This window comes from Agrococcus sp. ProA11, assembly GCF_039880525.1.
Taxonomy (GTDB): domain Bacteria; phylum Actinomycetota; class Actinomycetes; order Actinomycetales; family Microbacteriaceae; genus Agrococcus; species Agrococcus chionoecetis.
This window is the reverse complement of record NZ_CP156989.1, coordinates 2,247,411-2,267,551: the sequence shown is the minus strand read 5'-3', so window position 1 is coordinate 2,267,551 and position 20,141 is coordinate 2,247,411. Positions and strand designations below refer to the sequence as shown.

The 20,141-nt window shown below is 70.3% G+C and carries 21 protein-coding genes; 17 read left to right on the top strand and 4 right to left on the bottom strand.

Annotated elements, in window-relative coordinates:
- The first annotated feature begins 19 nt into the window (after window positions 1–19).
- From ABG090_RS10830 to rplQ, 11 genes are all read left to right on the top strand, one after another.
- A complete protein-coding gene (locus tag ABG090_RS10830; protein ID WP_347754492.1) occupies window positions 20–1,564 on the top strand; it encodes a PTS mannitol transporter subunit IICB in 1,545 nt (514 codons plus the stop codon).
- A gap of 8 nt (window positions 1,565–1,572) precedes the next feature.
- Window positions 1,573–2,004, top strand: coding sequence for a PTS sugar transporter subunit IIA (locus ABG090_RS10825; protein ID WP_347754491.1), 432 nt, complete (start codon window positions 1,573–1,575; stop codon window positions 2,002–2,004).
- A complete protein-coding gene (locus tag ABG090_RS10820; RefSeq protein ID WP_347754490.1) occupies window positions 2,004–3,128 on the top strand; it encodes a mannitol-1-phosphate 5-dehydrogenase in 1,125 nt (374 codons plus the stop codon). The genes ABG090_RS10825 and ABG090_RS10820 overlap by 1 nt, the downstream gene beginning before the upstream one ends.
- A gap of 63 nt (window positions 3,129–3,191) precedes the next feature.
- Entirely contained in the window at window positions 3,192–5,054 is a 1,863-nt protein-coding gene (locus tag ABG090_RS10815) for a heavy metal translocating P-type ATPase (RefSeq protein ID WP_347754489.1), read from the top strand.
- On the top strand, window positions 5,054–5,959 hold the full coding sequence (locus tag ABG090_RS10810) for a hypothetical protein (RefSeq protein WP_347754488.1): 906 nt from the start codon (window positions 5,054–5,056) through the stop codon (window positions 5,957–5,959). Before ABG090_RS10815 ends, ABG090_RS10810 begins: the two co-directional genes overlap by 1 nt.
- A gap of 136 nt (window positions 5,960–6,095) precedes the next feature.
- Window positions 6,096–6,317: a translation initiation factor IF-1 gene (infA, locus tag ABG090_RS10805; protein WP_072312769.1), complete on the top strand. Its 222-nt coding sequence runs from the start codon at window positions 6,096–6,098 to the stop codon at window positions 6,315–6,317.
- Between the two features lie 65 nt (window positions 6,318–6,382).
- The gene (rpmJ, locus tag ABG090_RS10800; protein WP_347754487.1) at window positions 6,383–6,496 is read left to right on the top strand and encodes a 50S ribosomal protein L36; all 114 of its coding nucleotides are present in this window, start codon (window positions 6,383–6,385) and stop codon (window positions 6,494–6,496) included.
- Window positions 6,497–6,740: 244 nt separating this feature from the next.
- A complete protein-coding gene (gene rpsM / locus ABG090_RS10795) occupies window positions 6,741–7,118 on the top strand; it encodes a 30S ribosomal protein S13 (protein ID WP_347754486.1) in 378 nt (125 codons plus the stop codon).
- A gap of 22 nt (window positions 7,119–7,140) precedes the next feature.
- The gene (gene rpsK, locus ABG090_RS10790) at window positions 7,141–7,539 is read left to right on the top strand and encodes a 30S ribosomal protein S11 (protein ID WP_072312767.1); all 399 of its coding nucleotides are present in this window, start codon (window positions 7,141–7,143) and stop codon (window positions 7,537–7,539) included.
- A 97-nt stretch (window positions 7,540–7,636) separates the two neighbouring features.
- Window positions 7,637–8,626 carry a DNA-directed RNA polymerase subunit alpha gene (locus ABG090_RS10785; RefSeq protein WP_347754485.1) on the top strand — a complete coding sequence of 330 codons (990 nt, stop codon included), beginning with the start codon at window positions 7,637–7,639 and terminating at the stop codon, window positions 8,624–8,626.
- A 36-nt stretch (window positions 8,627–8,662) separates the two neighbouring features.
- Window positions 8,663–9,241 (top strand): 50S ribosomal protein L17, encoded by a 579-nt coding sequence (rplQ, locus tag ABG090_RS10780; RefSeq protein WP_347754484.1) that lies wholly within the window; start codon window positions 8,663–8,665, stop codon window positions 9,239–9,241.
- A gap of 58 nt (window positions 9,242–9,299) precedes the next feature.
- On the opposite strand, the gene ABG090_RS10775 is transcribed toward rplQ, so the two are convergent.
- A complete protein-coding gene (locus ABG090_RS10775) occupies window positions 9,300–11,135 on the bottom strand; it encodes a glycoside hydrolase family 15 protein (RefSeq protein ID WP_347754483.1) in 1,836 nt (611 codons plus the stop codon).
- 59 nt (window positions 11,136–11,194) lie between these two features.
- Here ABG090_RS10775 and truA point away from each other — a divergent pair, with 59 nt between their 5' ends.
- Window positions 11,195–12,010 (top strand): tRNA pseudouridine(38-40) synthase TruA, encoded by an 816-nt coding sequence (gene truA / locus ABG090_RS10770; RefSeq protein WP_347754482.1) that lies wholly within the window; start codon window positions 11,195–11,197, stop codon window positions 12,008–12,010.
- Window positions 12,011–12,026: 16 nt separating this feature from the next.
- On the opposite strand, the gene ABG090_RS10765 is transcribed toward truA, so the two are convergent.
- The gene (locus ABG090_RS10765; RefSeq protein WP_347754481.1) at window positions 12,027–12,671 is read right to left on the bottom strand and encodes an HAD hydrolase-like protein; all 645 of its coding nucleotides are present in this window, start codon (window positions 12,669–12,671) and stop codon (window positions 12,027–12,029) included.
- Window positions 12,672–12,779: 108 nt separating this feature from the next.
- Between ABG090_RS10765 and ABG090_RS10760 the strand changes: the two genes are divergently transcribed.
- Window positions 12,780–14,165 (top strand): cell division initiation protein, encoded by a 1,386-nt coding sequence (locus ABG090_RS10760; protein WP_347754480.1) that lies wholly within the window; start codon window positions 12,780–12,782, stop codon window positions 14,163–14,165.
- A gap of 18 nt (window positions 14,166–14,183) precedes the next feature.
- On the opposite strand, the gene ABG090_RS10755 is transcribed toward ABG090_RS10760, so the two are convergent.
- Window positions 14,184–14,891 carry a cache domain-containing protein gene (locus ABG090_RS10755; RefSeq protein ID WP_347754479.1) on the bottom strand — a complete coding sequence of 236 codons (708 nt, stop codon included), beginning with the start codon at window positions 14,889–14,891 and terminating at the stop codon, window positions 14,184–14,186.
- 40 nt (window positions 14,892–14,931) lie between these two features.
- Window positions 14,932–15,699, bottom strand: a complete 768-nt coding sequence (locus ABG090_RS10750; RefSeq protein ID WP_347754478.1) for a GntR family transcriptional regulator — start codon at window positions 15,697–15,699, stop codon at window positions 14,932–14,934.
- A 174-nt stretch (window positions 15,700–15,873) separates the two neighbouring features.
- Between ABG090_RS10750 and ABG090_RS10745 the strand changes: the two genes are divergently transcribed.
- From ABG090_RS10745 to ABG090_RS10730, 4 genes are all read left to right on the top strand, one after another.
- Window positions 15,874–16,953, top strand: a complete 1,080-nt coding sequence (locus ABG090_RS10745; protein ID WP_347754477.1) for an ABC transporter ATP-binding protein — start codon at window positions 15,874–15,876, stop codon at window positions 16,951–16,953.
- Between the two features lie 62 nt (window positions 16,954–17,015).
- The gene (locus tag ABG090_RS10740; protein ID WP_347754476.1) at window positions 17,016–18,185 is read left to right on the top strand and encodes an extracellular solute-binding protein; all 1,170 of its coding nucleotides are present in this window, start codon (window positions 17,016–17,018) and stop codon (window positions 18,183–18,185) included.
- Window positions 18,186–18,293: 108 nt separating this feature from the next.
- Window positions 18,294–19,199: an ABC transporter permease gene (locus ABG090_RS10735; protein WP_347754475.1), complete on the top strand. Its 906-nt coding sequence runs from the start codon at window positions 18,294–18,296 to the stop codon at window positions 19,197–19,199.
- Between the two features lie 4 nt (window positions 19,200–19,203).
- Window positions 19,204–20,013 (top strand): ABC transporter permease, encoded by an 810-nt coding sequence (locus tag ABG090_RS10730; RefSeq protein WP_347754474.1) that lies wholly within the window; start codon window positions 19,204–19,206, stop codon window positions 20,011–20,013.
- The last annotated feature ends 128 nt before the right edge of the window (window positions 20,014–20,141 follow it).

Here is a 20,141-nt window from a genome sequence, read left to right as displayed (position 1 = left end):
TCCCAGCTCGGAGTCAACGATGACCAGCACAGCAGCACCGAAGCAGTCCGGCGGAGCACGCGTCGCCGTCCAGCGATTCGGCACCTTCCTCTCCGGCATGATCATGCCGAACATCCCTGCGCTCATCGCATGGGGCATCCTGACCGCGTTCGTCATCCCCGACGGCTTCACCCCCAATGACGGGCTCCTGACGCTCGTCGGGCCGACCATCCACTACCTGCTGCCGCTCATCATCGCGAGCAGCGGTGGCTCGATGATCTACGGCCACCGTGGCGCCGTCGTCGGCGTGCTCGCGACCATGGGTGCCATCGGCGGTGCCGACTGGCTCACCGCGCAGCTCGACAGCGGCCAGGGCTCGCCCCACATGTTCATCGGCGCGATGATCCTCGGCCCGCTCGGTGCCTGGGTCATGAAGCAGCTCGACAAGCTGTGGGACGGCAAGGTCAAGTCGGGCTTCGAGATGCTCGTCAACATGTTCTCGGCGGGCATCGTGGGCTTCTTCATGATGCTGTTCGGCTTCTACGTCGTCGCGCAGCTCGTGATGTGGATCATGGCGGTGCTCAGCACCGCGGTGAATTGGCTCATCTCCACGGGCGTCCTGCCGCTCGTCAGCCTCGTCATCGAGCCGGCGAAGGTCTTCTTCCTCAACAACGCGATCAACCACGGCGTGCTGACACCGCTCGGCGTGCAGCAGGTGGATCTCGACGGCCAGTCGATCCTGTTCCTCCTCGAGGCGAACCCGGGCCCCGGCCTCGGCGTGCTGATGGCGTTCACGTTCTTCGGCATCGGCGCGGCTCGCGCCACCGCCCCGGGCGCGGCGATCATTCAGTTCTTCGGCGGCATCCACGAGGTCTACTTCCCGTACGTGCTCGCCAAGCCGGCGCTGCTGCTGGCCATGATCCTCGGCGGCGCCTCGGGAGTCGCGACCAACGCGATCCTCGACACCGGGCTGCGCGCCCCTGCATCGCCCGGCAGCATCTTCGCCGTCGGGGCGCAGGCCGTGCTTGTCTCGCCGATGAACCTCGTCGGGGTGCTGCTCTCGGTGCTGGTGTCTGCGACGGTCACGTTCGCGGTCGCCGCGGTCATCCTGCGGGCATCGCGCAAGCGTGACCTCGCCAACGGCGATGCGGGCGACATGTCGGAGGCGATCGCCAAGACCGAGGCGGCCAAGGGCAAGAAGTCCGAGCACCTCACGAACCTGGCCGCCGCTGGCGCCGGGGGAGCGGCAGCGGGCGCCGCTGGCGCGACCGCGACGCCTGTCGCCGCCCAGCCGATCCGCAAGATCGTCTTCGCGTGCGACGCGGGCATGGGGTCGAGCGCCATGGGGGCGAGCGTGCTCCGCAACAAGATCAAGAAGGCCGGCATCGAGGGCGTCGAGGTGACGAACATCTCGATCGCCAACCTCGACGGCAGCGAGGATCTGATCGTCACGCATCAGGATCTCACCGCGCGCGCTCGCCAGCGCAACGACCGGGCGACGCACGTCTCGGTCGACAACTTCATGAACAGCCCCAAGTACGACGAGGTCGTCATGCTCGTCGGCGAATCGAACGCGACCGACTGAGGAGCTCCATGCCCGTTCTGACCATCGACCAGATCACCACGACACCGTCGGCCTCGACGAAGGACGAGGCGATCCAGGAGGCCGCAGACATGCTCGTGGCCGCTGGCGCCGTCACCCCGGCGTACGCGGATGCGATGCGTGAGCGCGAGCAGAGCGTGTCGACCTACATGGGCAACCTGTTGGCGATCCCGCACGGCACCAACGAGTCGAAGGACTCGATCCTCGACTCGGCCCTGTCGGTCGCGCGCTACGAGGCGCCGATCGACTGGGATGGCAACCCGGTGCAGTTCGTCATCGGCATCGCGGGCAAGGACGGTGGCCATCTCGAGATCCTCTCCAAGATCGCGATCGTCTTCGCCGACGAGGACGAGGTCGCGAAGCTCGTGGCCGCGCCCGACGCCGCCGCGATCCTCGAGCTCCTCGGCGACGTCAACGACTGATGCGTGCCGTCCACTTCGGTGCGGGCAACATCGGCCGGGGCTTCGTCGGGCTGATCCTGCACCGTGCGGGCTACGAGGTCGCGTTCGTCGACGTGAATCCGGAGCTCATCGGCATGCTGCAGACCGCGGACGCCTACCAGGTGCGCGAGGTGGGACCGGAGGCGACCGTGCACACGGTCACGGGCTTCACCGGCATCGACTCGCGGACCGATCCCGACGCCGCGGCGCGCGCGGTGGCCGAGGCGGATGTCGTCACCTGCGCGGTCGGGCCGACGGTGATGCGCTTCATCGCGCCGGTCATCCGTGACGGGTTGGCGCTGCGCGAGGGCGCACCGGTGACGGTGATGGCATGCGAGAACGCGATCGGAGCGTCGGAGACGCTGCGCGCGCTCGTGCTGGAGGGTGCGCCGGAGCTGGCCGATCGTGCGATCTTCGCGAACACCGCGGTCGACCGGATCATCCCGCCGCAGGACCCCGCTGGCCTCGACGTGGTGGTGGAGGACTTCTTCGAGTGGTCGATCGACAGCACCCCGTTCGCCGGCGCCGCTCCGATCATCCCCGACGCCCACTTCGTGGACGATCTCGCGCCGTTCATCGAGCGCAAGCTCTTCACGGTCAACACCGGGCACGCCACCACCGCGTACGCGGGCTGGATCGCCGGGGTGGAGACGATCGCCGAGGCACTGCAGCAGCCCGAGATCCGCGCCGCCGTGGAGGCCGCGCTGGCCGAGAGCTCGGCGCTGCTGGTCGCCAAGCACGGGTTCGATCCCGCGGAGCACGCCGCCTACGTCGCGCGGGCGATCGAGCGGTTCGAGAATCCGGCGCTGCCCGACACGTGCGAGCGCATCGGCAGGCAGCCGCTGCGCAAGCTCTCGCGGCACGAGCGCTTCGTCGAGCCTGCCTCGCAGCTCGTCGAGCGCGGCGAGAGCGCGGAAGCGCTCGTGCGGGCGTTCGGCACGGCGCTCGCCTTCGATGCGCCCGCCGACGAGGAGGCGCAGGAGCTGCAGCGGCTGCTCGCGTCGCTCTCGCCGGAGGACGTCGTCGCGCACGTGACGGACCTGCCCGCCGATCATCCGCTGGTGCCGCTGCTGATCGACGCGGTCTCGGCGGCGCAGGCGCGCTGATCGGCGGCGCGCTCGCGCGTCACGAGGATGTCGCGTCCGCGGCCCGCTCGATACGGTGAGGGCATGAGCGCTCTCGAGCTGCTGCGCCGGTATCCGCTGGTCGCGGCGACCCTCGCGGTCGCGCTCGTGGGCGGCATCCTGAGCGTCACGGGCGCCGCGTCGCTGGTGCCGTGGGTCGTCGGTGGTTGGGCTGTGCTCATGGCGGCGCGGTCGGCGGTCGGGATGGTGCGCGACCTGCTCTCGGGCCACGCGGGCATCGACGTGCTGGCGATCATCGCCGTGAGCGCGACCGTGCTGGTGGGCGAGCACTGGGCGGCGATCATCGTCGTGCTCATGCTCACCGGCGGCGAGGCGCTGGAGGACTACGCAGCGCAGCGAGCGCGCGCGGATCTCACCCGACTGCTGGAGCGAGCGCCCTCTGACGCGCACGTGGAGCGCGGTGGTCGCTTCGTGACGGTCGACGTGGCCGAGGTCCGCATCGGCGAGATCCTGGTGGTGAAGCCGAACGAGCTCGTGCCCGTCGATGCCGTGCTGCTCGATGAGCCGGCGGAGCTCGATCTTTCGTCGCTCACGGGCGAGTCGCTGCCGGTCGAGGTCGCCGTGGCGGGCACCGTGCCGTCGGGTGCGATCAACGGTGCGCGCGCGCTGCGGATGCGCGCTGAACGCACCGCGGCAGACAGTCAGTACCAGTCGATCGTTCGCCTGGTCGAGCAGGCGAGCGCGCAGAAGTCGCGGGTGGTGCGGCTCGCGGATCGCTACGCGGTGCCGTTCACCGCCGTAGCGCTCGCGATCGGCGGCGTGGCCTGGTGGGTCTCGGGGGATCCGCGGCGCTTCGCTGAGGTGCTCGTGGTCGCCACGCCGTGCCCGCTGCTGATCGCGGCCCCGGTGGCGTTCATGGCGGGCATGAGCCGATCGGCGCGCGCGGGCGTGGTGGTCAAGGGCGGCGACGTGCTCGAGCGGCTTGCGCGGGCGCAGACGTTCGTGTTCGACAAGACGGGCACGCTCACCGGCGGCGAGCCGCAGCTCGAGCAGGTGCGATCGGCCGACCCGGACCGCGCGCTCAGGGTGGCAGCGGCCGCAGAGCGCTACTCGACGCACGCGCTCGCCGCTGCCGTGCTGCGGGGAGCCGAGCGCCGCGGCCTCGCGGTGCCCGATGCGACCGACGCGCGGGAGACCGCGACGAACGGCGTCGAGGCGACGGTCGACGGGGCACGCGTGGTCGTCGGCAAGCGCGCCTACATCGAGCGCTTCGCGGGCCCGGTCGATGCCGAGTCGCTGGAGCCCGGGCAGGTCGCGGTCTATATCGCGATCGACAGCGCCTTCGCCGGATCGCTCGTGCTGCGCGATCGTCTGCGACCGGAGGCGGTCGCGACGGTCGCGGCGCTGCGGGCGACCGGCGCGGAGCTGATGCTGCTCACGGGCGACGCCGAGGCGACAGCCCTCCACGTCGCGCGCGAGGTCGGCATCGATCGCGTGCAGGCGGAGTGCCTGCCCGCAGACAAGGTCGACGCGGTGCAGCGGGCGGTGCGCCGCCCCGTCGTGATGGTCGGCGACGGCATCAACGACGCACCGGTGCTCGCGGTCGCCGACATCGGCATCGCGATGGGGGCGCGAGGCGCGACGGCGGCGAGCGACTCCGCCGACGCCGTCGTGCTCGTCGATGACCTCGCCGCGGTCGAGCGCGTGGCGCGCATCGCGCGGGCGACGGTGCGGATCGCGCTCGAGAGCATCTGGCTCGGCATCGCCATCTCCGTCGGGCTGATGCTGGTGGCGGCGTTCGGCTTCCTGCCCGCGATCGTGGGCGCGTGGCTGCAGGAGGTGGTCGACCTGGTCGCCATCCTCGGTGCGCTGCGGGCGCTCGGAGGGCGCTCGGAGCGCCGCCCCGCTCGTGCCGGGGCGCTGGCGACGAGCGAGGCGGGGCGCTGATGCCGTGGCGGTGGGCACGCAGCACCGGCCGGTCGGGCGCGCGTCCGCGGCAGCGCCTGCTGCACGGCTGGGACTGGTCGGATCCGAGCATCGAGCTGGAGGAACTCGCTCCCGGCAGTCGCGTGCTGGTCGCGGATGGCGCCGGCGACATGGTCGCCGCTCTCGCGGACGCCGGGCACTCGGTCACCGTCGTCTCCTCCAATCGGCAGCAGCTGCGGTATGCGAGGAGCCGGGTCGCGGGCGGCGGGTTCGAGCCCGGTGCCGCGGAGCGGCTGATCGATCTGGCGCGCGGCATGATCCGCGCGGCCAGCCCCGCCTGGAGTCGCAGAAGGGTGCGGCAGTTCCTGCGGGAGGCCGACCCGCTGCGGGCGGAGCAGCTGTGGAAGGAGCGGCTCGACAACCGCATCCTCGCGTCGATCCTCAAGACGATGCTCGGGCCCGCCGGGACGCTCTCGGCGCTCGTGCTGCGGGATTTCTCCACGCCCATCCCCGCGCACTTCGACGAGGCGATCCGAGGCCGCATCGCTCGGGCGCTGCGCAAGCACGCGCCCAGGGAGAATCCCTACGCCTGGCGCCTGCTGCTGGGGGAGGAGCTGCGCGGCCACCGGCTGCCGGAGATCGACCCGGCGACGGTCGCGTGGGTCGAGGAGCCGCTGCTCGAGCACCTTGAGCGCGCCGCCCCGGGCAGCTACGACGCGCTCACGCTCTCGAACGTGACCGACGGCGCGGACGAGCGCTGGGTGCGCGACCTGCGTAAGGCCGCGCTGCGCGCGGTCGTGCCCGGCGGGCCGGTGATCGCCCGATCGTTCGCCACCACCATGGACGACGAGGCGGCGAAGCGGGCCCGGCGCGATCGCGCGATGCTGTGGGGCTCGATCGTCGTGCAGCGCTCGCCGGTCGAATGACACCCCGGCGACACTCGGCGACACGCCCGGCTTGCACCGCGGTGCGCACAGCGCGTAGTGTTGACCGTTGGTGTCGTGCGCCCTCTGTGCGCGTCACTCGCATGACCGGCAACCAAGAAACTTGCAGAAGAAGGCTATGGCCAAAAAAGACGGCGTCATTGAGATCGAAGGCACGGTGATCGAGGCGCTCCCGAACGCGATGTTCCGCGTCGAGCTCTCGAATGGGCACGTGGTGCTCGCTCACATCTCCGGCAAGATGCGGCAGAACTACATCCGCATCCTGCAGGAAGACCGCGTGATCGTGGAGCTGAGCCCCTACGACCTCAGCCGCGGCCGCATCGTCTACCGCTACAAGTAAGCACGGTTGCTGGATAAGGAACGGCTCGCGCGCCGCGCGAGCACGAGGCCAGCGAGGAAGAAAACATGAAGGTCAATCCCAGCGTCAAGAAGATCTGCGACAACTGCAAGGTGATCCGCCGGCACGGTCGCGTGATGATCATCTGCACCAACCCCCGCCACAAGCAGCGTCAGGGCTGAGTCCAGAGCACGCCATGCGGCTTCGCCGCGTTGCGTGCGCCGGACTCAGGATCGAGGAGCGAGCGGCCGCAGGCCGCACGCGTCACGAGATCTCGAGCAGCAACACAACTCAACACCGCCCCACCTTCGGGAGGGGCACGCACCCAGCAGCGGTAAGAGTCCTCGAACGAGGGCGACACCTTGGGGGAGAGGCCCAGGCACCTCCGCTGCTCCAAACCTCTCAGCAACTCCCTAGGAGACACAGATGGCACGCATCGCAGGTGTCGACATCCCGCGTGAGAAGCGCGTGGAGATCGCACTGACGTACATCTTCGGCGTCGGCCGCACCCGGTCCGTCGAGACGCTCGAGGCCACCGGCATCGACCGCAACACTCGCGTCAAGGATCTGACCGACGAGCAGCTCGTGACGCTTCGCGATCACATCGAGAGCACGTTCAAGGTGGAGGGCGACCTTCGCCGCGAGGTGACCGCTGACATTCGCCGCAAGGTCGAGATCGGTTCGTACGAGGGCATCCGCCACCGTCGCGGTCTTCCCGTGCGCGGTCAGCGCACCAAGACGAACGCCCGCACCCGCAAGGGCCGCAAGCAGACGGTCGCCGGCAAGAAGAAGGCCGGCCGCTAGGCCGCGTGGAGGTTAGGACAACATGGCAGCTCCCAAGTCCGCGGTCCGCAAGCCGCGCAAGAAGGACAAGAAGAACATCGCAGTGGGCCACGCTCACATCAAGTCGACGTTCAACAACACGATCGTCTCGATCACCGACACCACCGGGGCCGTCGTCTCGCAGGTCTCGGGTGGCGGCGTCGGCATGAAGGGTTCGCGCAAGTCGACCCCCTACGCCGCGCAGCTCGCCGCCGAGTCGGCTGCGCGTCAGGCGCAGGACCACGGCATGAAGAAGGTCGACGTCTTCGTCAAGGGCGCCGGTTCGGGTCGCGAGACGGCGATCCGCTCCCTCCAGGCCGCTGGCCTGGAGATCGGCGCGATCCACGACGTGACGCCGCAGGCGCACAACGGCGTTCGTCCGCCGAAGCCCCGCCGCAACTAAGTCGTTCCCGCCGGGCAGGGGATCCCCCTGCCCGGCTATCCGCCGTCATTGAACACGCGAGTCATATAGCGGACTCGCGACCGAAAGGAACCGACACGTGCTGATCGCCCAGCGCCCCACTGTCACCGAGGAGACCGTCTCCGAGCACCGCTCGCGGTTCACCATCGAGCCGCTCGAGCCGGGCTTCGGCTACACCCTCGGCAACTCCCTCCGCCGCACCCTCCTCTCGTCGATCCCCGGCGCTGCTGTCACCAGCATCCGCCTCGACGGAGTGCTCCACGAGTTCTCCACGATCGCCGGTGTCAAGGAGGACGTCACCGAGATGATCCTCAACATCAAGCGGCTCGTCGTCTCGTCCGAGCACGACGAGCCCGTCGTCGCCTACCTCTCGCGCCAGGGCGCGGGCACGGTCACGGCCGCCGACATCACGGCTCCCGCCGGTGTCGAGATCCACAATCCCGAGCTCGTGCTCGCGACGCTGAACGACTCGGCGAAGCTGCAGCTCGAGCTGACGATCGAGCGTGGCCGCGGCTACGTCTCCGCCGTCCAGAACCGCGACGAGTTCGCCGAGGCAGGGGTCATCCCGATCGACTCGATCTACTCGCCCGTGCTGAAGGTCACCTACCGCGTCGAGGCGACGCGTGCCGGTGAGCGCACCGACTTCGACTCGCTCGTCGTCGACGTGGAGTCGAAGCCGGCGATCTCGCCGCGCGACGCCATCGCGTCGGCCGGTCGCACGCTCGTCGAGCTGTTCGGCCTCACGCGCGACCTGAACGCCGAGGCCGAGGGCATCGAGATCGGCCAGGCGCCCGCCGAGGCCATCGGCTCGGGCGAGCTCGCCACGCCGATCGAGGAGCTCGACCTGTCGGTCCGCTCGTACAACTGCCTCAAGCGCGAGGGCATCAACACGGTGTCCGAGCTGGTGGCGCTGAGCGAGACGCAGCTGATGAACATCCGCAACTTCGGCCAGAAGTCGGTCGACGAGGTGAAGGACAAGCTCGTCGAGCTCGGCCTCTCGCTCAAGGACGCGGTGCCCGGCTTCGACGGCGCGCACTTCTACAGCGGTTACGACGAGGACGCTCGCTGAACGCGGGCCGACTGAAGAACTAGAGGGAAACGAATCATGCCCAAGCCCACAAAGGGTCCCCGCCTCGGAGGCGGACCGGCGCACGAGCGTCTGCTGCTCGCGAACCTCGCGGCAGCGCTCTTCACGCACAAGTCGATCAAGACCACCGAGACGAAGGCCAAGCGCCTCCGCCCGGTGGCTGAGCGCCTGATCACCTTCGCCAAGCGCGGCGACCTGCACGCGCGTCGTCGTGTGCTCGGCGTGATCGGCGACAAGGGCGTCGTGCACGAGCTCTTCACGGAGATCGCACCGCTCATGGCCGAGCGTGAGGGCGGCTACACCCGCATCACGAAGCTCGGCTTCCGCAAGGGCGACAACGCCCCCATGGCCCAGATCGAGCTCGTGCTCGAGCCGGTCCAGAAGAAGGCCTCGAAGTCGAAGGCCGCCGCTGCCGCGCAGTCGGCGACCGCCGACCAGGAGGCTTCGGAGGCCAAGGCCGCCGACGTCGAGGCCGCTGACGCTGAGACCGAGGCCGTCGAGGCCGAGGAGCCCACCGAGGCTGCGGAGACCGAGACGGTCGAGTCCGCCGACGTCGAGACCGCCGACGGCGACGACGACACCGAGGCCGGCAAGTAGCCAGCGCAACGACAGAGGGGGTCCCGCATTCGCGGGGCCCCCTTCGTCGTTCGCGCGCTCAGCTGCGCTGGGTCTCCAGGCTGCGGTCGCCATCGGGGGCGAGGCCGGCATCCGCGCCGCGTGCCGTCGCGAGCTCCGTCGCCGCGATCACCAGGCCCAGGTGCGAGAACGCCTGCGGGAAGTTGCCCCAGTGGCGACCGGTCGTCGGGTCGATCTCCTCTGCCAGCAGCCCGACATCGTTGCGCAGCGCGACGAGGCGATCCATGAGCGCCTCCGCATCGTCGAGCCGACCTGCCTGCGCGTACGCGCTGACGAGCCAGAAGCCGCACAGCACGAAGGGGTGCTCGCCGCCCGCGAGCCCGTCGACGCCCGTGGTGCGGTAGCGCAGCGGGATGCCGTCCACCAGCAGATCCTGCTCGATGCGCGCGAGCGTGCCGAGGAAGCGCGGATCGGTCGCGTCGATGATGCCGATCGTGGGCAGCTGCAGCAGCGATGCATCCACCTCGCTCGTCGCGTAGTGCTGGCGGAACGATCCGGTGGACTCGTCGAAGCCGCGCGTCAGCACCTCCTCGCGCAGCGCATCCCGCAGCGCGATCCACCGGCTCGGATCGCCCTCGCAGCCCGACTCGATCGCGCGCACGCCGCAGTCGAACGCCGCCCACATCATCGCCCGTGAATGGGTGAAGTACTGCGGGTCGCCGCGCATCTCCCAGAGTCCCTGGTCGGGCTCCTGCCAGTGCTGGGCGAGCTCGTCGAGCAGCGCCCGCTGCATGTGCCACGCGTCGTGCGAGTCATCCAGTCCCAGCTCGCGCAGTCGCCCGAGCGTCAGCATCACCTGGCCGAGCACGTCGTGCTGGCGCTGGCACGCGGCGCCGTTCCCGATGCGCACCGGCGCGGCGCCGCCGTAGCCCGGCAGGTGCTCGAGCACGCGCTCGTCCAGCTCGCGACCGCCATCGCGCCGGTACATGATGCGCATGTCCTCGGGATCGCCCGCGATCGCGCGCAGCAGCCAGTTGCGCCACAGCCCCACCTTCTCGGTGAGCCGAACCGCGAGCATGGCGTCGACCGTCAGCGAGGCATCGCGCAGCCACGTGAACCGGTAGTCCCAGTTGCGCTCACCGCCCGGCTCCTCCGGCAGCGAGGTGGTGGGGGCGGCGAGGATCCCGCCGGTCGTGATGTCGGTGAGCGCGCGCAGCACGAGCACGCTCGTCTGCACCGCTTCCATGTACGGGCCCTCATAGTCGAGCGCGCGCAGCCAGTCCGACGATTCCGCGACGGTGGTCCGCACGACCTCCGCCTCACCGACCGACTCCGCGATCGGCAGCCAGGAGTTCTGCCAGCACATGTCGAGCACCAGGCGGTCGCCCTCCCGCACCGTGAACGTCGACCGGTGCCGATGCCCATCGGCACGCGGCAGCGCGGGCCCGCGCAGCACCAGCCGGTCGGGGCCCGCCACCGCGACGAGCATCTCCTCGCCGCGCTCCCGCGTGCGGCGGAACCAGGGCGGGATGGCGCCGTAGCCGAAGCGCACCACCAGTTCCTGCTCGAGCTCGACCTCGCCCGAGATGCCCTCGATGATGCGCACGACGTCGGAACGACCGCTCGTCGTCGGCATCGCGTCCGTCACCATCACCGTGCCGGTGGCGGTCTCGTGCGTCGTCTCGAGCACGAGACTGCCGGCCACGTACCGGCGGGTGGTGGATGCCTCGTGCAGCGGACCGACCAGCCATCGGCCGTGCTCGCTCTCGCCCAGCAGGGCGGCGAAGCAGGCGTGCGAGTCGAAGTGCGGCAGGCAGAGCCAGTCGATCGAGCCGTCACGGCCGACGAGCGCGGCCGTGGAGCGGTCGCCGATCATCGCGTAGTCGTCGATGGGCTGCGGGTGCTGTTTCGCCATGCCGCGAGGGTATCTGCCACCGCCGGGAGGGGCATGGCAGGTGCACCTAGGCTGGCACGGTGCCCCGGATCCGACTCGACCTCGCCTACGACGGCGGCGCGTTCTCGGGTTGGGCGAGCCAGCCGGGACTGCGCACCTGCCAGGGCGAGCTGGAGCGGGCCCTCACGACGATCGCGCGCGAGCACGTGCGTGTCACGGTGGCCGGCCGGACGGATGCGGGTGTGCACGCGAGCGGGCAGGTCGCGCACGCCGATGTGCCCGACGCGCTCGCGATCGTGCCGCACCTGGCGCGGCGGCTCTCAAGGCTGGCGGCCCCGGAGGGCGACCTCGTCGTGCGCGAGGTCTCGATCGCGCCCGAGGGCTTCGACGCACGCTTCTCAGCGCTCTCGCGCTCGTACCGCTACCGGATCGTGGCGTCTGCGGCCGCGGATCCGCTCGAGCGGCGCACGGCTGCGCATGTGCCGCGACCGCTCGACGTCGAGGCGATGCGCCGCACGGCGGACGCCCTTGTCGGCCTGCGAGACTTCGCCGCCTTCTGCAAGCCGCGCGAGGGGGCGACGACGATCCGCGAGCTGCGCGAGTTCTCCTGGCGGCACGACGGCGAGCTGCTGACGGCGTCGCTGACTGCCGATGCGTTCTGCCACTCCATGGTGCGCGCGCTCGTCGCCGCCTGCGTGCGGGTGGGGGAGGGCAGGCTGGGGCTGGCGGATGCGATCCGGCTGCTCGATGCCCGGCAGCGGTCGCCGCTCACCGGGCTCATGCCGGCGCACGGTCTGACGCTCGTCGCCGTCGGCTATCCGCCGGACGCGCAGCTCGCAGTGCAGGCCGAGCGAGCGAGAGCGCGTCGCAGCGCATCCGACCTCGACGCCGGTTGAGGCAGGGCGCTCTCGGCTAGCCGACGAGCAGGCTCCGCAGCGCATCGACCGAGTCGACGATCCGCGTGGCGCCGGCCGACTCGAGCTCCGCGCGGCCGCCGTAGCCGTAGGCGACACCGATCGATCGCATGCCCAGCTCGTGCGCGGAGGCGATGTCGTTCACGCGATCGCCGACCATGACGAGTCGCTCGACCGGCGCCCCGATGGAAGCGGCGGCCCGCGCGATGACCTCGGCCTTCGAGTGGCCGAGCTCGCCGGCGAGCCGTCCGTGCACGCCGCGGAAGCGGTGCCGCAGCCCGTAGTGGTCGATCACGGCTTCGGCGTCGCGCTGGATCTTGTGCGTGGCGACCGCCATCGGCCGCCCGGCGCCATCGAGCTCGGCGATGAGCTGCGCGATGCCCGGGTAGAGCGAGGAGTCGAGGAGGCCGCCCTCGAGCATGCGGGCTCGGAAGACCGTGAGGGCGGCATCGATCTCCTCGGCGGTGCGGCCGGCCTCGGCGAGCACGGTCGCCACCGGCGGTCCCAGCCAGCGCGTGAGCTCGGCGTCGTCGGGGGCATCCCACCCCTGCGCAGCGTGCATGTGACGCAGGCTCGACAGCAGGCCCTGCTTGGAGTCGGTGAGGGTGCCGTCGAGGTCGAACACGATGCCGTGCGGGGTCATAGCACCTGCATCGTGGCAGATATCTGATCGGGCGGCCACCGGCTCGGCCCCGGCATAGACTCGGCAATTGGCCGACGAGGTGATCGGCTCTGGAGTCGGAGGCACAGCGTGACGGATCAGCAGCCAGCATTCGAACAGGCATTCCGCGGCTACGACCGCGTGCAGGTCGATGGCGCGCTCAGCGAGCTGCGGCGCGAGCTCGACGAGCTCAAGCGGGCAGGCGAGCAGGCGGCGCTCGCAACCGAGGCCCGGGTGCAGCACCTCACGGAGGATCTCGACGCCGCCATCGCGCGCGCCGACCAGGCCGAGGCTCGCATGCTCCGGCTCGCGCAGCAGGTGCAGACGCTCGACGACGAGTCCGACGACGACCCGGAGACCGGCGAGGCGGAGGAGGGTCGGCAGACGCGTGTGCGCTTCGCCGAGATCCTGCGGGTCGCCGAGGACCAGGCGACGACGCTCGTGCAGAACGCCACGAACGCCTCGGAGCGCATCCTCGACGAGGCCAACGCCGAGCGCGACCGCATACGGAAGGACGCGCAGGAGGAGGCCGCCAGGGTGCTGCAGGAGGCGCAGCACGAGGCCGAGCTGGCTCGCCGTCGCGCCGAGACCGAGCAGACCGCGCATCGCGCCCGGATCGAGACCGAGCTCGGCTCGCTGGGTGACAAGGTGGCGCAGGCCGATCGCGAGGCGCAGGTGCTGCTGGGCGAGGCCGAGCGGGCGGCCGCCGCCATGCGGGCGCAGGCGCAGCGCGAGACCGATGACCTGAAGCTCGATGCCGACCGGATCGTGCGCGAGGCCAAGGCCCGTCGGATCGAGCTCGACGCGGCGATCACACGCCGCCACGACGACGCGCAGCAGGAGTTCCTGCGGCTGCACAGCCAAGCCGTCGCACACGCGGAGCGGATCACCGCCGACGCGAACGAGAAGGTCGCCTCGGCGCTCGCGCACGCCACGCACGTCGCCGAGCAGTCCGAGGCCTACGAGCGGCTGTCGAAGGCGCAGGCCGCGCAGATCGAGGCGAGCGCCAAGGCGAGGGCCTCCTCGATGCTGGACGAGGCCCGCCAGCGCTCGCAGGCGATCGTCGACACCGTCACGAAGCACACCAAGGATGTGCTGCGCGACGCCGAGGACCGCACGCGCAGCCTGCGCTACCAGCAGACCCAGCTGCACGGCTTCATGGCGGAGGTGCAGTCGCTCATGCACGTCGCCGATGCCGCCGACCCCCGCACGTGGGCGGCCTCCGAGACGCCGGCCCGCGATGCCGACAAGGAGACCGAGACGCCGGCGCAGACCGTCGCCGCAGAGGACCGAGTGGTCGTGCCCGACTCGCACACCGTGTCGGCACCCGAGGTCGACCCGCTGGCCGATCTCACGCTGCGGGTCGACGACGCCGTCGAGGGCGAGCCGATGGAGGAGTCATCCACCCGCGAAGAGGTCGTGGACGTCGTCTGGCACGAGGACGACGACGCGTACGACCCGTCGATCGACCGCTGAGCGGCGGCTCGCCGGGTGCTAGCCCCGCCCGGCGTCGGGGCCCTGCACGATCTCGAGCGCCATGCCAGGGCACGAGAAGGACGTGAGCCCGTCACGCGCGTCGCCGCGGATCGAGTCGCCGGTCTCGCGCCAGCTGCTGGTCGACAGCAGCACGCGCCCGATGCCGTTGACCACCGAGATGTCCGAGCCGAGCAGCGCGAGCCGCGGCGTGAGGTCGCGCTCGACCTCGTCGATCAGCAGATCGAGCCCCGCGACACCCGCGAAGGCCCCGTCCAGCAGCACGGGGAGAGCGACCGTGATCGTGTACTCGTCGCTGCAGAGGTAGTCGACGTACGGGCCCGCGACATGCGCCTCACCCGTCTGCTGGGGCACGCGGTACCACTCGAGCTCTGAGTAGTCGATGTGCTGCTTCGTCACCGATTGCGCCGCGAGCACCAGCTGGGCCCGGTCGATGCCCTGCCACCACGCGAGGTGGCTGCGGGCGTCCGCCAGCGAGTCGAGGGCCGCGATGAATCCCGCCCCGTAGACGGGCAGATCGACCGCGAAGGTGCGCTGCGCATAGGGCGCGACGAGCGCATCCAGCGCATCGGTGGTCACGGGACCGCGCGCGCGAGCCTCCCGCAGGTCATCGACGAACTCGTTCCTCCACGCCTCGAGCGCCGCGATGGCTCCGCCGAAGTACTCGCTGACGATGTCGGTGTGGGTGGTCACAGGGCTGATGCTCACGATGCTGTCCTCCTTGACGGTCGCGATGGAGAGGTCGCACTCATCCTGCCTCCAGCTCGGCACGATAGGCGATGAGCCACTCGACGGCTCGACCGATCCCGTCGCGCACGAGTGCGGACGCGCGCGCGGCATCGCCCCGCGCGGCCAGGTCGAGCACCTCGAGGAAGCCGTCAGCCATGCGGTCGCGCTCGGCAGGATCCGACTCGACGAGCGCCAGCAGCGGCGACAGCTCGGCCTGCAGCCGCATCTGCTCGCGAGTCAGCCGCGCGGACTGGCTGAGGGCGGAGAGCTCGATCTGCGCGTCGTCGCACTGCCGTCGCCAGGCGGTGGGATCGGAGCGATCGGCGCGCCGCAGTCGGGCGGCGATCTGCTCGACCTCGCTCGGCGCCGCACGCCGGGCGGCGAGCTCGACGCTCGCCCGGGTGATGGCGAGGTAGTGCACCGCCGCATCGCGGAGGCCCACGCGGGAGGTGCGCAGCAGCGCAGAGCGCGCGAACGCGGCAGGGTCCGCGGAGTCGGCGACGAAGCTGCCACCCCCGCGACCCCGTCGGGTGACGATCAGCCCCCGAGCGCGCAGGGCCAGCAGCGATTCGCGCGCGGTCGCGGGGGCGACGCCGAACGACTGCGCCATCTCGGCCTCGGACGGCAGGCGCTCGCCGGGCTGGAGCACGCCGCCCATGATGGCCTCGGCGATGCGTCGCTCGACGAGCGCGGCGCGTCCCTCGTCGCCGATGGGCCGGAAGACAGCGCTCAGCAGTCGCGTGGGCCGACCCCAGCGTGTGGGGGGCGCTGACGGCGGCGTCGACATGGCGTCCATTCTCGTGCACGAGCGTCGATCCGCCCGTCGCGTGGCAACGGCGCTCCGGCGGACCGGACCTCCGTGATGGGGAGCCTATACGCCCGACTTGTCGGAAGACATATGAAACTATATGTTTAGCGTCACACGCCCCGCATCAACGAAGCTCGGAGGAGTCGCCGACTCATGGGAAGCACTGACAGCAGCACCGCCGACGGCGACCGCGACGCGCCCGCCGGCCCCACATCGGGCGTCGAGCTGCGGGGGGTGACCAAGCGCTTCGGCGAGACCACTGCCGTGCAGGACCTCGACCTGCAGATCGCGCCGGGCGAGTTCTTCTCGATGCTCGGCCCCTCCGGCTCGGGGAAGACGACCGTGCTGCGGATGATCGCCGGCTTCGAGGACGCCACGAGTGGACGGATCCTGCTGGACGGCACCGACGTCACTTCGGCAGCGCCCTTCGACCGCACCGTGAACACGGTGTTCCAGGACTACGCGCTCTTCCCGCACATGACGATCGCCGACAACGTGGCCTACGGCCTCAAGGTGCGCAAGACACCGAAGGGCGAGATCGCCGAGCGGGTCGCGGCGTCGCTCGCGCAGGTGCAGCTGTCGCACCTCGCCGACCGGCTGCCGCACCAGCTCTCCGGTGGACAGCGCCAGCGCATCGCGCTCGCCCGCGCGCTCATCCTGCGCCCGCGCGTGCTGCTGCTCGACGAGCCGCTCGGGGCGCTCGACAAGCAGCTGCGCGAGCAGATGCAGCTCGAGCTGAAGCAGATCCAGCGCGAGGTCGGCATCACGTTCGTGTTCGTCACCCACGACCAGGAGGAGGCGCTGACGCTGAGCGACCGCATCGCGGTCTTCAACCAGGGTCGCGTCGAGCAGGTCGGCACGCCCCGAGAGGTCTACGAGTACCCGCAGACCGCGTTCGTGGCGAGCTTCCTCGGCATCTCGAACCTCATCCCGGCGGAGACGGCTCGCGCGATCACCGGAGTCGACAGCGCGATCAGCGTGCGTCCCGAGCGCGTGCGGCTCGCGGCACCCGACCACCGCGCTGCCGACAGCGAGACGAGCGTGCTCGGCACGATTGCCGAGACGGTGTACACCGGCCCCGCGACGCGCTACATCATCGCGACCGAGCAGGGGCTCACCGTCGTCGCCGAGCGGCACAACGACCACGCGCCGCACGACGACGCGCCGTATCGCCGCGGTGACGCCGTGCGGGCCGTGTGGTTCTCGGAGCACGCCGCCGTCGTGCCCGCCTGATCGCCCACCGTCCCATCCACCCAGACCGACCCAGCAGGAACCCCGAAGGAAGCAGGAGACCCATGAACAAGAAGATGCTTGTTCCCGCGGCCGTAGCAGCGACGATGCTGGTGCTCGCGGGATGCAGTGCCGGCGGAGCGTCCGGCGACGGGCTGTCCATCGACGTGCCCGACGTGCCGATGCTCGAGGAGCTCGGCGAGGCCGAGGGCTCGGTCGACATCGTCGCGTGGTCGGGCTTCGTCGAGCCTGCCTGGAGCGATGCCTTCACCGACGAGACCGGATGCGTCGTGAATCGTCGCGTCGCGGGCACGAGCGACGAGATGGTCACGCTCATGCGCACCGGTGACTACGACCTCGTCTCCGCCTCCGGCGACGCGAGCCTGCGCCTGATCGCGGGCGGCGATGTTGCGCCCATCAACCTCGACCTCATCCCGAACTTCGGCGACGACATCGTCGAGGGCATGCAGGGGCAGATCTACGACACGATCAACGGCAAGAGCTACGGCGTGCCCATCGGTCGCGGCGCCAACATCCTGCAGTACAACACCGACGTGGTCACCGAGGAGCCGACGAGCTGGGACGTCGTGTGGGAGGCCGACAGCCCGTACGCCGGCCAGATCACCGCCTACGACGCGCCCATCTACATCGCCGACGCGGCGGTCTACCTGATGCACCACGAGCCCGACCTCGGCATCACGAACCCCTACGCGCTCGACCAGACGCAGCTCGACGCCGCGATCGCCCTGCTGCAGCAGCAGAACGACATCGTCGCCGAGTACTGGGCCGACCCGGTTGCGCAGATCACCTCGTTCGCGGGTGGCTCGACCGTCGTGGGCACGTCGTGGGAGGTGCTGCGCAAGCTCGCCGATGACGACCGCTTCCAGGGCACGCTCCCGGAGGAGGGCTCGACCGGCTGGTCGGACGCCTGGATGGTCTCGTCGCAGTCCGACTCGCCCAACTGCGCCTACCTGTGGATGGACTACACCAGCTCGGCCGAGGTCAACGGCGCCATCGCGATGAACTTCGGCATGGCACCCGCCAACGCCGCGTTCTGCGAGCTGAACGACGAGGCCGCCGCGCACTGCGAGGAGTTCAACGCGACGGACGAGGAGTACTTCAGCAACGTCTGGTTCTGGACGACGCCGATCGAGCAGTGCGTCGACGGGCGCACCGACGTGCAGTGCACGAACTTCCAGCAGTGGACGCAGGCCTGGCTCACCGTCAAGGGCTGACGCCCTCCCGTCGGTCGAGCTGACCGGCAGCGGGGGCGGTGCCGCGCACCGCCCCCGCCCCCTCCCGCATCGCATCGCTCGCGCCCACAACTAGTCCGAGGAGCCCCCGTGACGACCACCGCGCCGCCGCCCGCACGACCGGCATCCGCCCAGGTCAGCCGACCCGTCTCGACGGTGCTCCACCGGCGCCCGCGCCTGCGGCTCGCCGGCCTGCTGGCCCTGCCGATGGCGTGGCTGATCGGGCTCTACATCCTCTCCCTCGCGCTGCTGCTGGTGACGGCGTTCTGGATCGTCGACCCCTTCACCTCGCTCGTGCGGCCCGGCTTCACGCTCGAGAACTTCGCGCTGCTCATCAGCAACCCCGCTTACGTCTCGACCTCCCTGCGTACGCTCGGCATCGCGCTCGCGGTCACGGCGCTCAGCGCCGTGTTCGCCGTGCCGCTGGGCATCTTCATGGCCAAGATCGCCTCGCCGTGGCTGCGCTCGCTGCTCGCGATCGCCATCACGCTGCCGCTCTGGGCGGGCTACCTGGTGAAGATCGTCGCGATGCGCATCACGTTCACCGAGGAGGGCTTCTTCAACTGGGTGGTCGGCGTCGTGGGCGGCTCGGGGCCGGGATTCGGCATCCCCATCGTCATCCTCACGCTCACCTACCTCTGGTTCCCCTACATGGCGCTGCCGGTGTACACGGCGATCCGGCAGATCCCCCGCAACCTCTTCGACGCGTCATCCGACCTCGGTGCGCAGGGATGGACGACCATCCGCACCGTCGTGCTGCCGCTGCTGACGCCCGCGCTCCTCGCCGGCTCGATCTTCACCTTCTCGCTGAGCCTCGGCGACTACCTCGCCGCACGGTTCGTCGGCGGACCCAGCAGTCAGATGATCGGCTCGATCATCGCCTCGAACATCAACCTGAACCCGCCGGTGGCCGCCGCATTCTCCACCGTGCCCATCGCGTTCGCGGTGATCTATCTGCTCGTCACCCGCCGCACGGGTGCGCTGGAGAGGATGTAGCAGCATGCTCAGACTGAACCGCGGTTCGAAGATCGCGCTCGGCACCGTCGTCGGCATCGTCCTCGTGTTCATGTACGTGCCGCTCATGCTCGTGCTGATCAACTCGTTCAACGCAGGCCGCATCCCGTCCTGGCCGGTGCCGGAGCTGTCGCTGCGCTGGTGGGAGATCGCCGCCACCTCCGAGTCCATCCGTGCTGCGGTGCTCAACTCGGTGCTCGTCGGGCTGGGCGCGACGGCGGTCGCGCTGGTGCTCGGCACACTCGCGGCGTTCGCGCTCTCCCGCTACTCGTTCTTCGGCAAGCAGACCGTCAATCTGCTGATCGTGCTGCCCATCGCGCTGCCGGGCGTCGTCACAGGCGTCGCCTTCAGCAACACCTTCAACTCGATCCTGGAGCCCGCCGGCATCCAGGTCGGCTACTTCGGCCTCATCATCGCGCACGGCACGTTCTGCATCGTGATGGTCTTCAACAACGTCTTCGCCCGGCTGCGCCGCATGAGCCCCAACCTGCAGGAGGCGTCGATGGATCTCGGCGCCGGCGTCGGGCAGACCTTCCGGCTCGTGACCTTCCCGCAGTTCCGCACGGCGTTCGTCGCCGGCGGTCTGCTCGCCTTCGCGCTCAGCTTCGACGAGGTGGTCGTCACGATCTTCACCGCCCCGCCCGGCGTCGACACGCTGCCGCTATGGATCCTGAACACCATGGGGCGTCCGAACGAGGGGAACCTGGTCAACGTCGTCGCGACGGTGCTCATCGTGCTGTCGATGATCCCCGTCTACGTCTCGCAGCGGCTCACCCGGGCCCAGGAGGACGAGTAGTCGGCGGCGACCCGCCGTCGGCTTGACCGCGGCCGATCGGCACGGCTATGCTCGATCCTTGGTGCGTGCAGCCTGCGCGTGCCCGAATGAGCCCTCCACCGGATCGTTCCGCCGCATCGCGGTCCTGG

Coding starts and splice junctions, on each gene's coding strand:
- ABG090_RS10810 (WP_347754488.1), top strand. CDS start 5,054: ATGCCGTGGCGGTGGGCACGCAGCACCGGCCGGTCGGGCGCGCGTCCG.
- ABG090_RS10740 (WP_347754476.1), top strand. CDS start 17,016: ATGAACAAGAAGATGCTTGTTCCCGCGGCCGTAGCAGCGACGATGCTG.
- rpmJ (WP_347754487.1), top strand. CDS start 6,383: ATGAAGGTCAATCCCAGCGTCAAGAAGATCTGCGACAACTGCAAGGTG.
- ABG090_RS10820 (WP_347754490.1), top strand. CDS start 2,004: ATGCGTGCCGTCCACTTCGGTGCGGGCAACATCGGCCGGGGCTTCGTC.
- ABG090_RS10750 (WP_347754478.1), bottom strand. CDS start 15,699: ATGTCGACGCCGCCGTCAGCGCCCCCCACACGCTGGGGTCGGCCCACG.
- ABG090_RS10745 (WP_347754477.1), top strand. CDS start 15,874: ATGGGAAGCACTGACAGCAGCACCGCCGACGGCGACCGCGACGCGCCC.
- infA (WP_072312769.1), top strand. CDS start 6,096: ATGGCCAAAAAAGACGGCGTCATTGAGATCGAAGGCACGGTGATCGAG.
- ABG090_RS10765 (WP_347754481.1), bottom strand. CDS start 12,671: ATGACCCCGCACGGCATCGTGTTCGACCTCGACGGCACCCTCACCGAC.
- ABG090_RS10830 (WP_347754492.1), top strand. CDS start 20: ATGACCAGCACAGCAGCACCGAAGCAGTCCGGCGGAGCACGCGTCGCC.
- ABG090_RS10730 (WP_347754474.1), top strand. CDS start 19,204: ATGCTCAGACTGAACCGCGGTTCGAAGATCGCGCTCGGCACCGTCGTC.
- rpsK (WP_072312767.1), top strand. CDS start 7,141: ATGGCAGCTCCCAAGTCCGCGGTCCGCAAGCCGCGCAAGAAGGACAAG.
- rplQ (WP_347754484.1), top strand. CDS start 8,663: ATGCCCAAGCCCACAAAGGGTCCCCGCCTCGGAGGCGGACCGGCGCAC.
- ABG090_RS10825 (WP_347754491.1), top strand. CDS start 1,573: ATGCCCGTTCTGACCATCGACCAGATCACCACGACACCGTCGGCCTCG.
- rpsM (WP_347754486.1), top strand. CDS start 6,741: ATGGCACGCATCGCAGGTGTCGACATCCCGCGTGAGAAGCGCGTGGAG.
- ABG090_RS10775 (WP_347754483.1), bottom strand. CDS start 11,135: ATGGCGAAACAGCACCCGCAGCCCATCGACGACTACGCGATGATCGGC.
- ABG090_RS10815 (WP_347754489.1), top strand. CDS start 3,192: ATGAGCGCTCTCGAGCTGCTGCGCCGGTATCCGCTGGTCGCGGCGACC.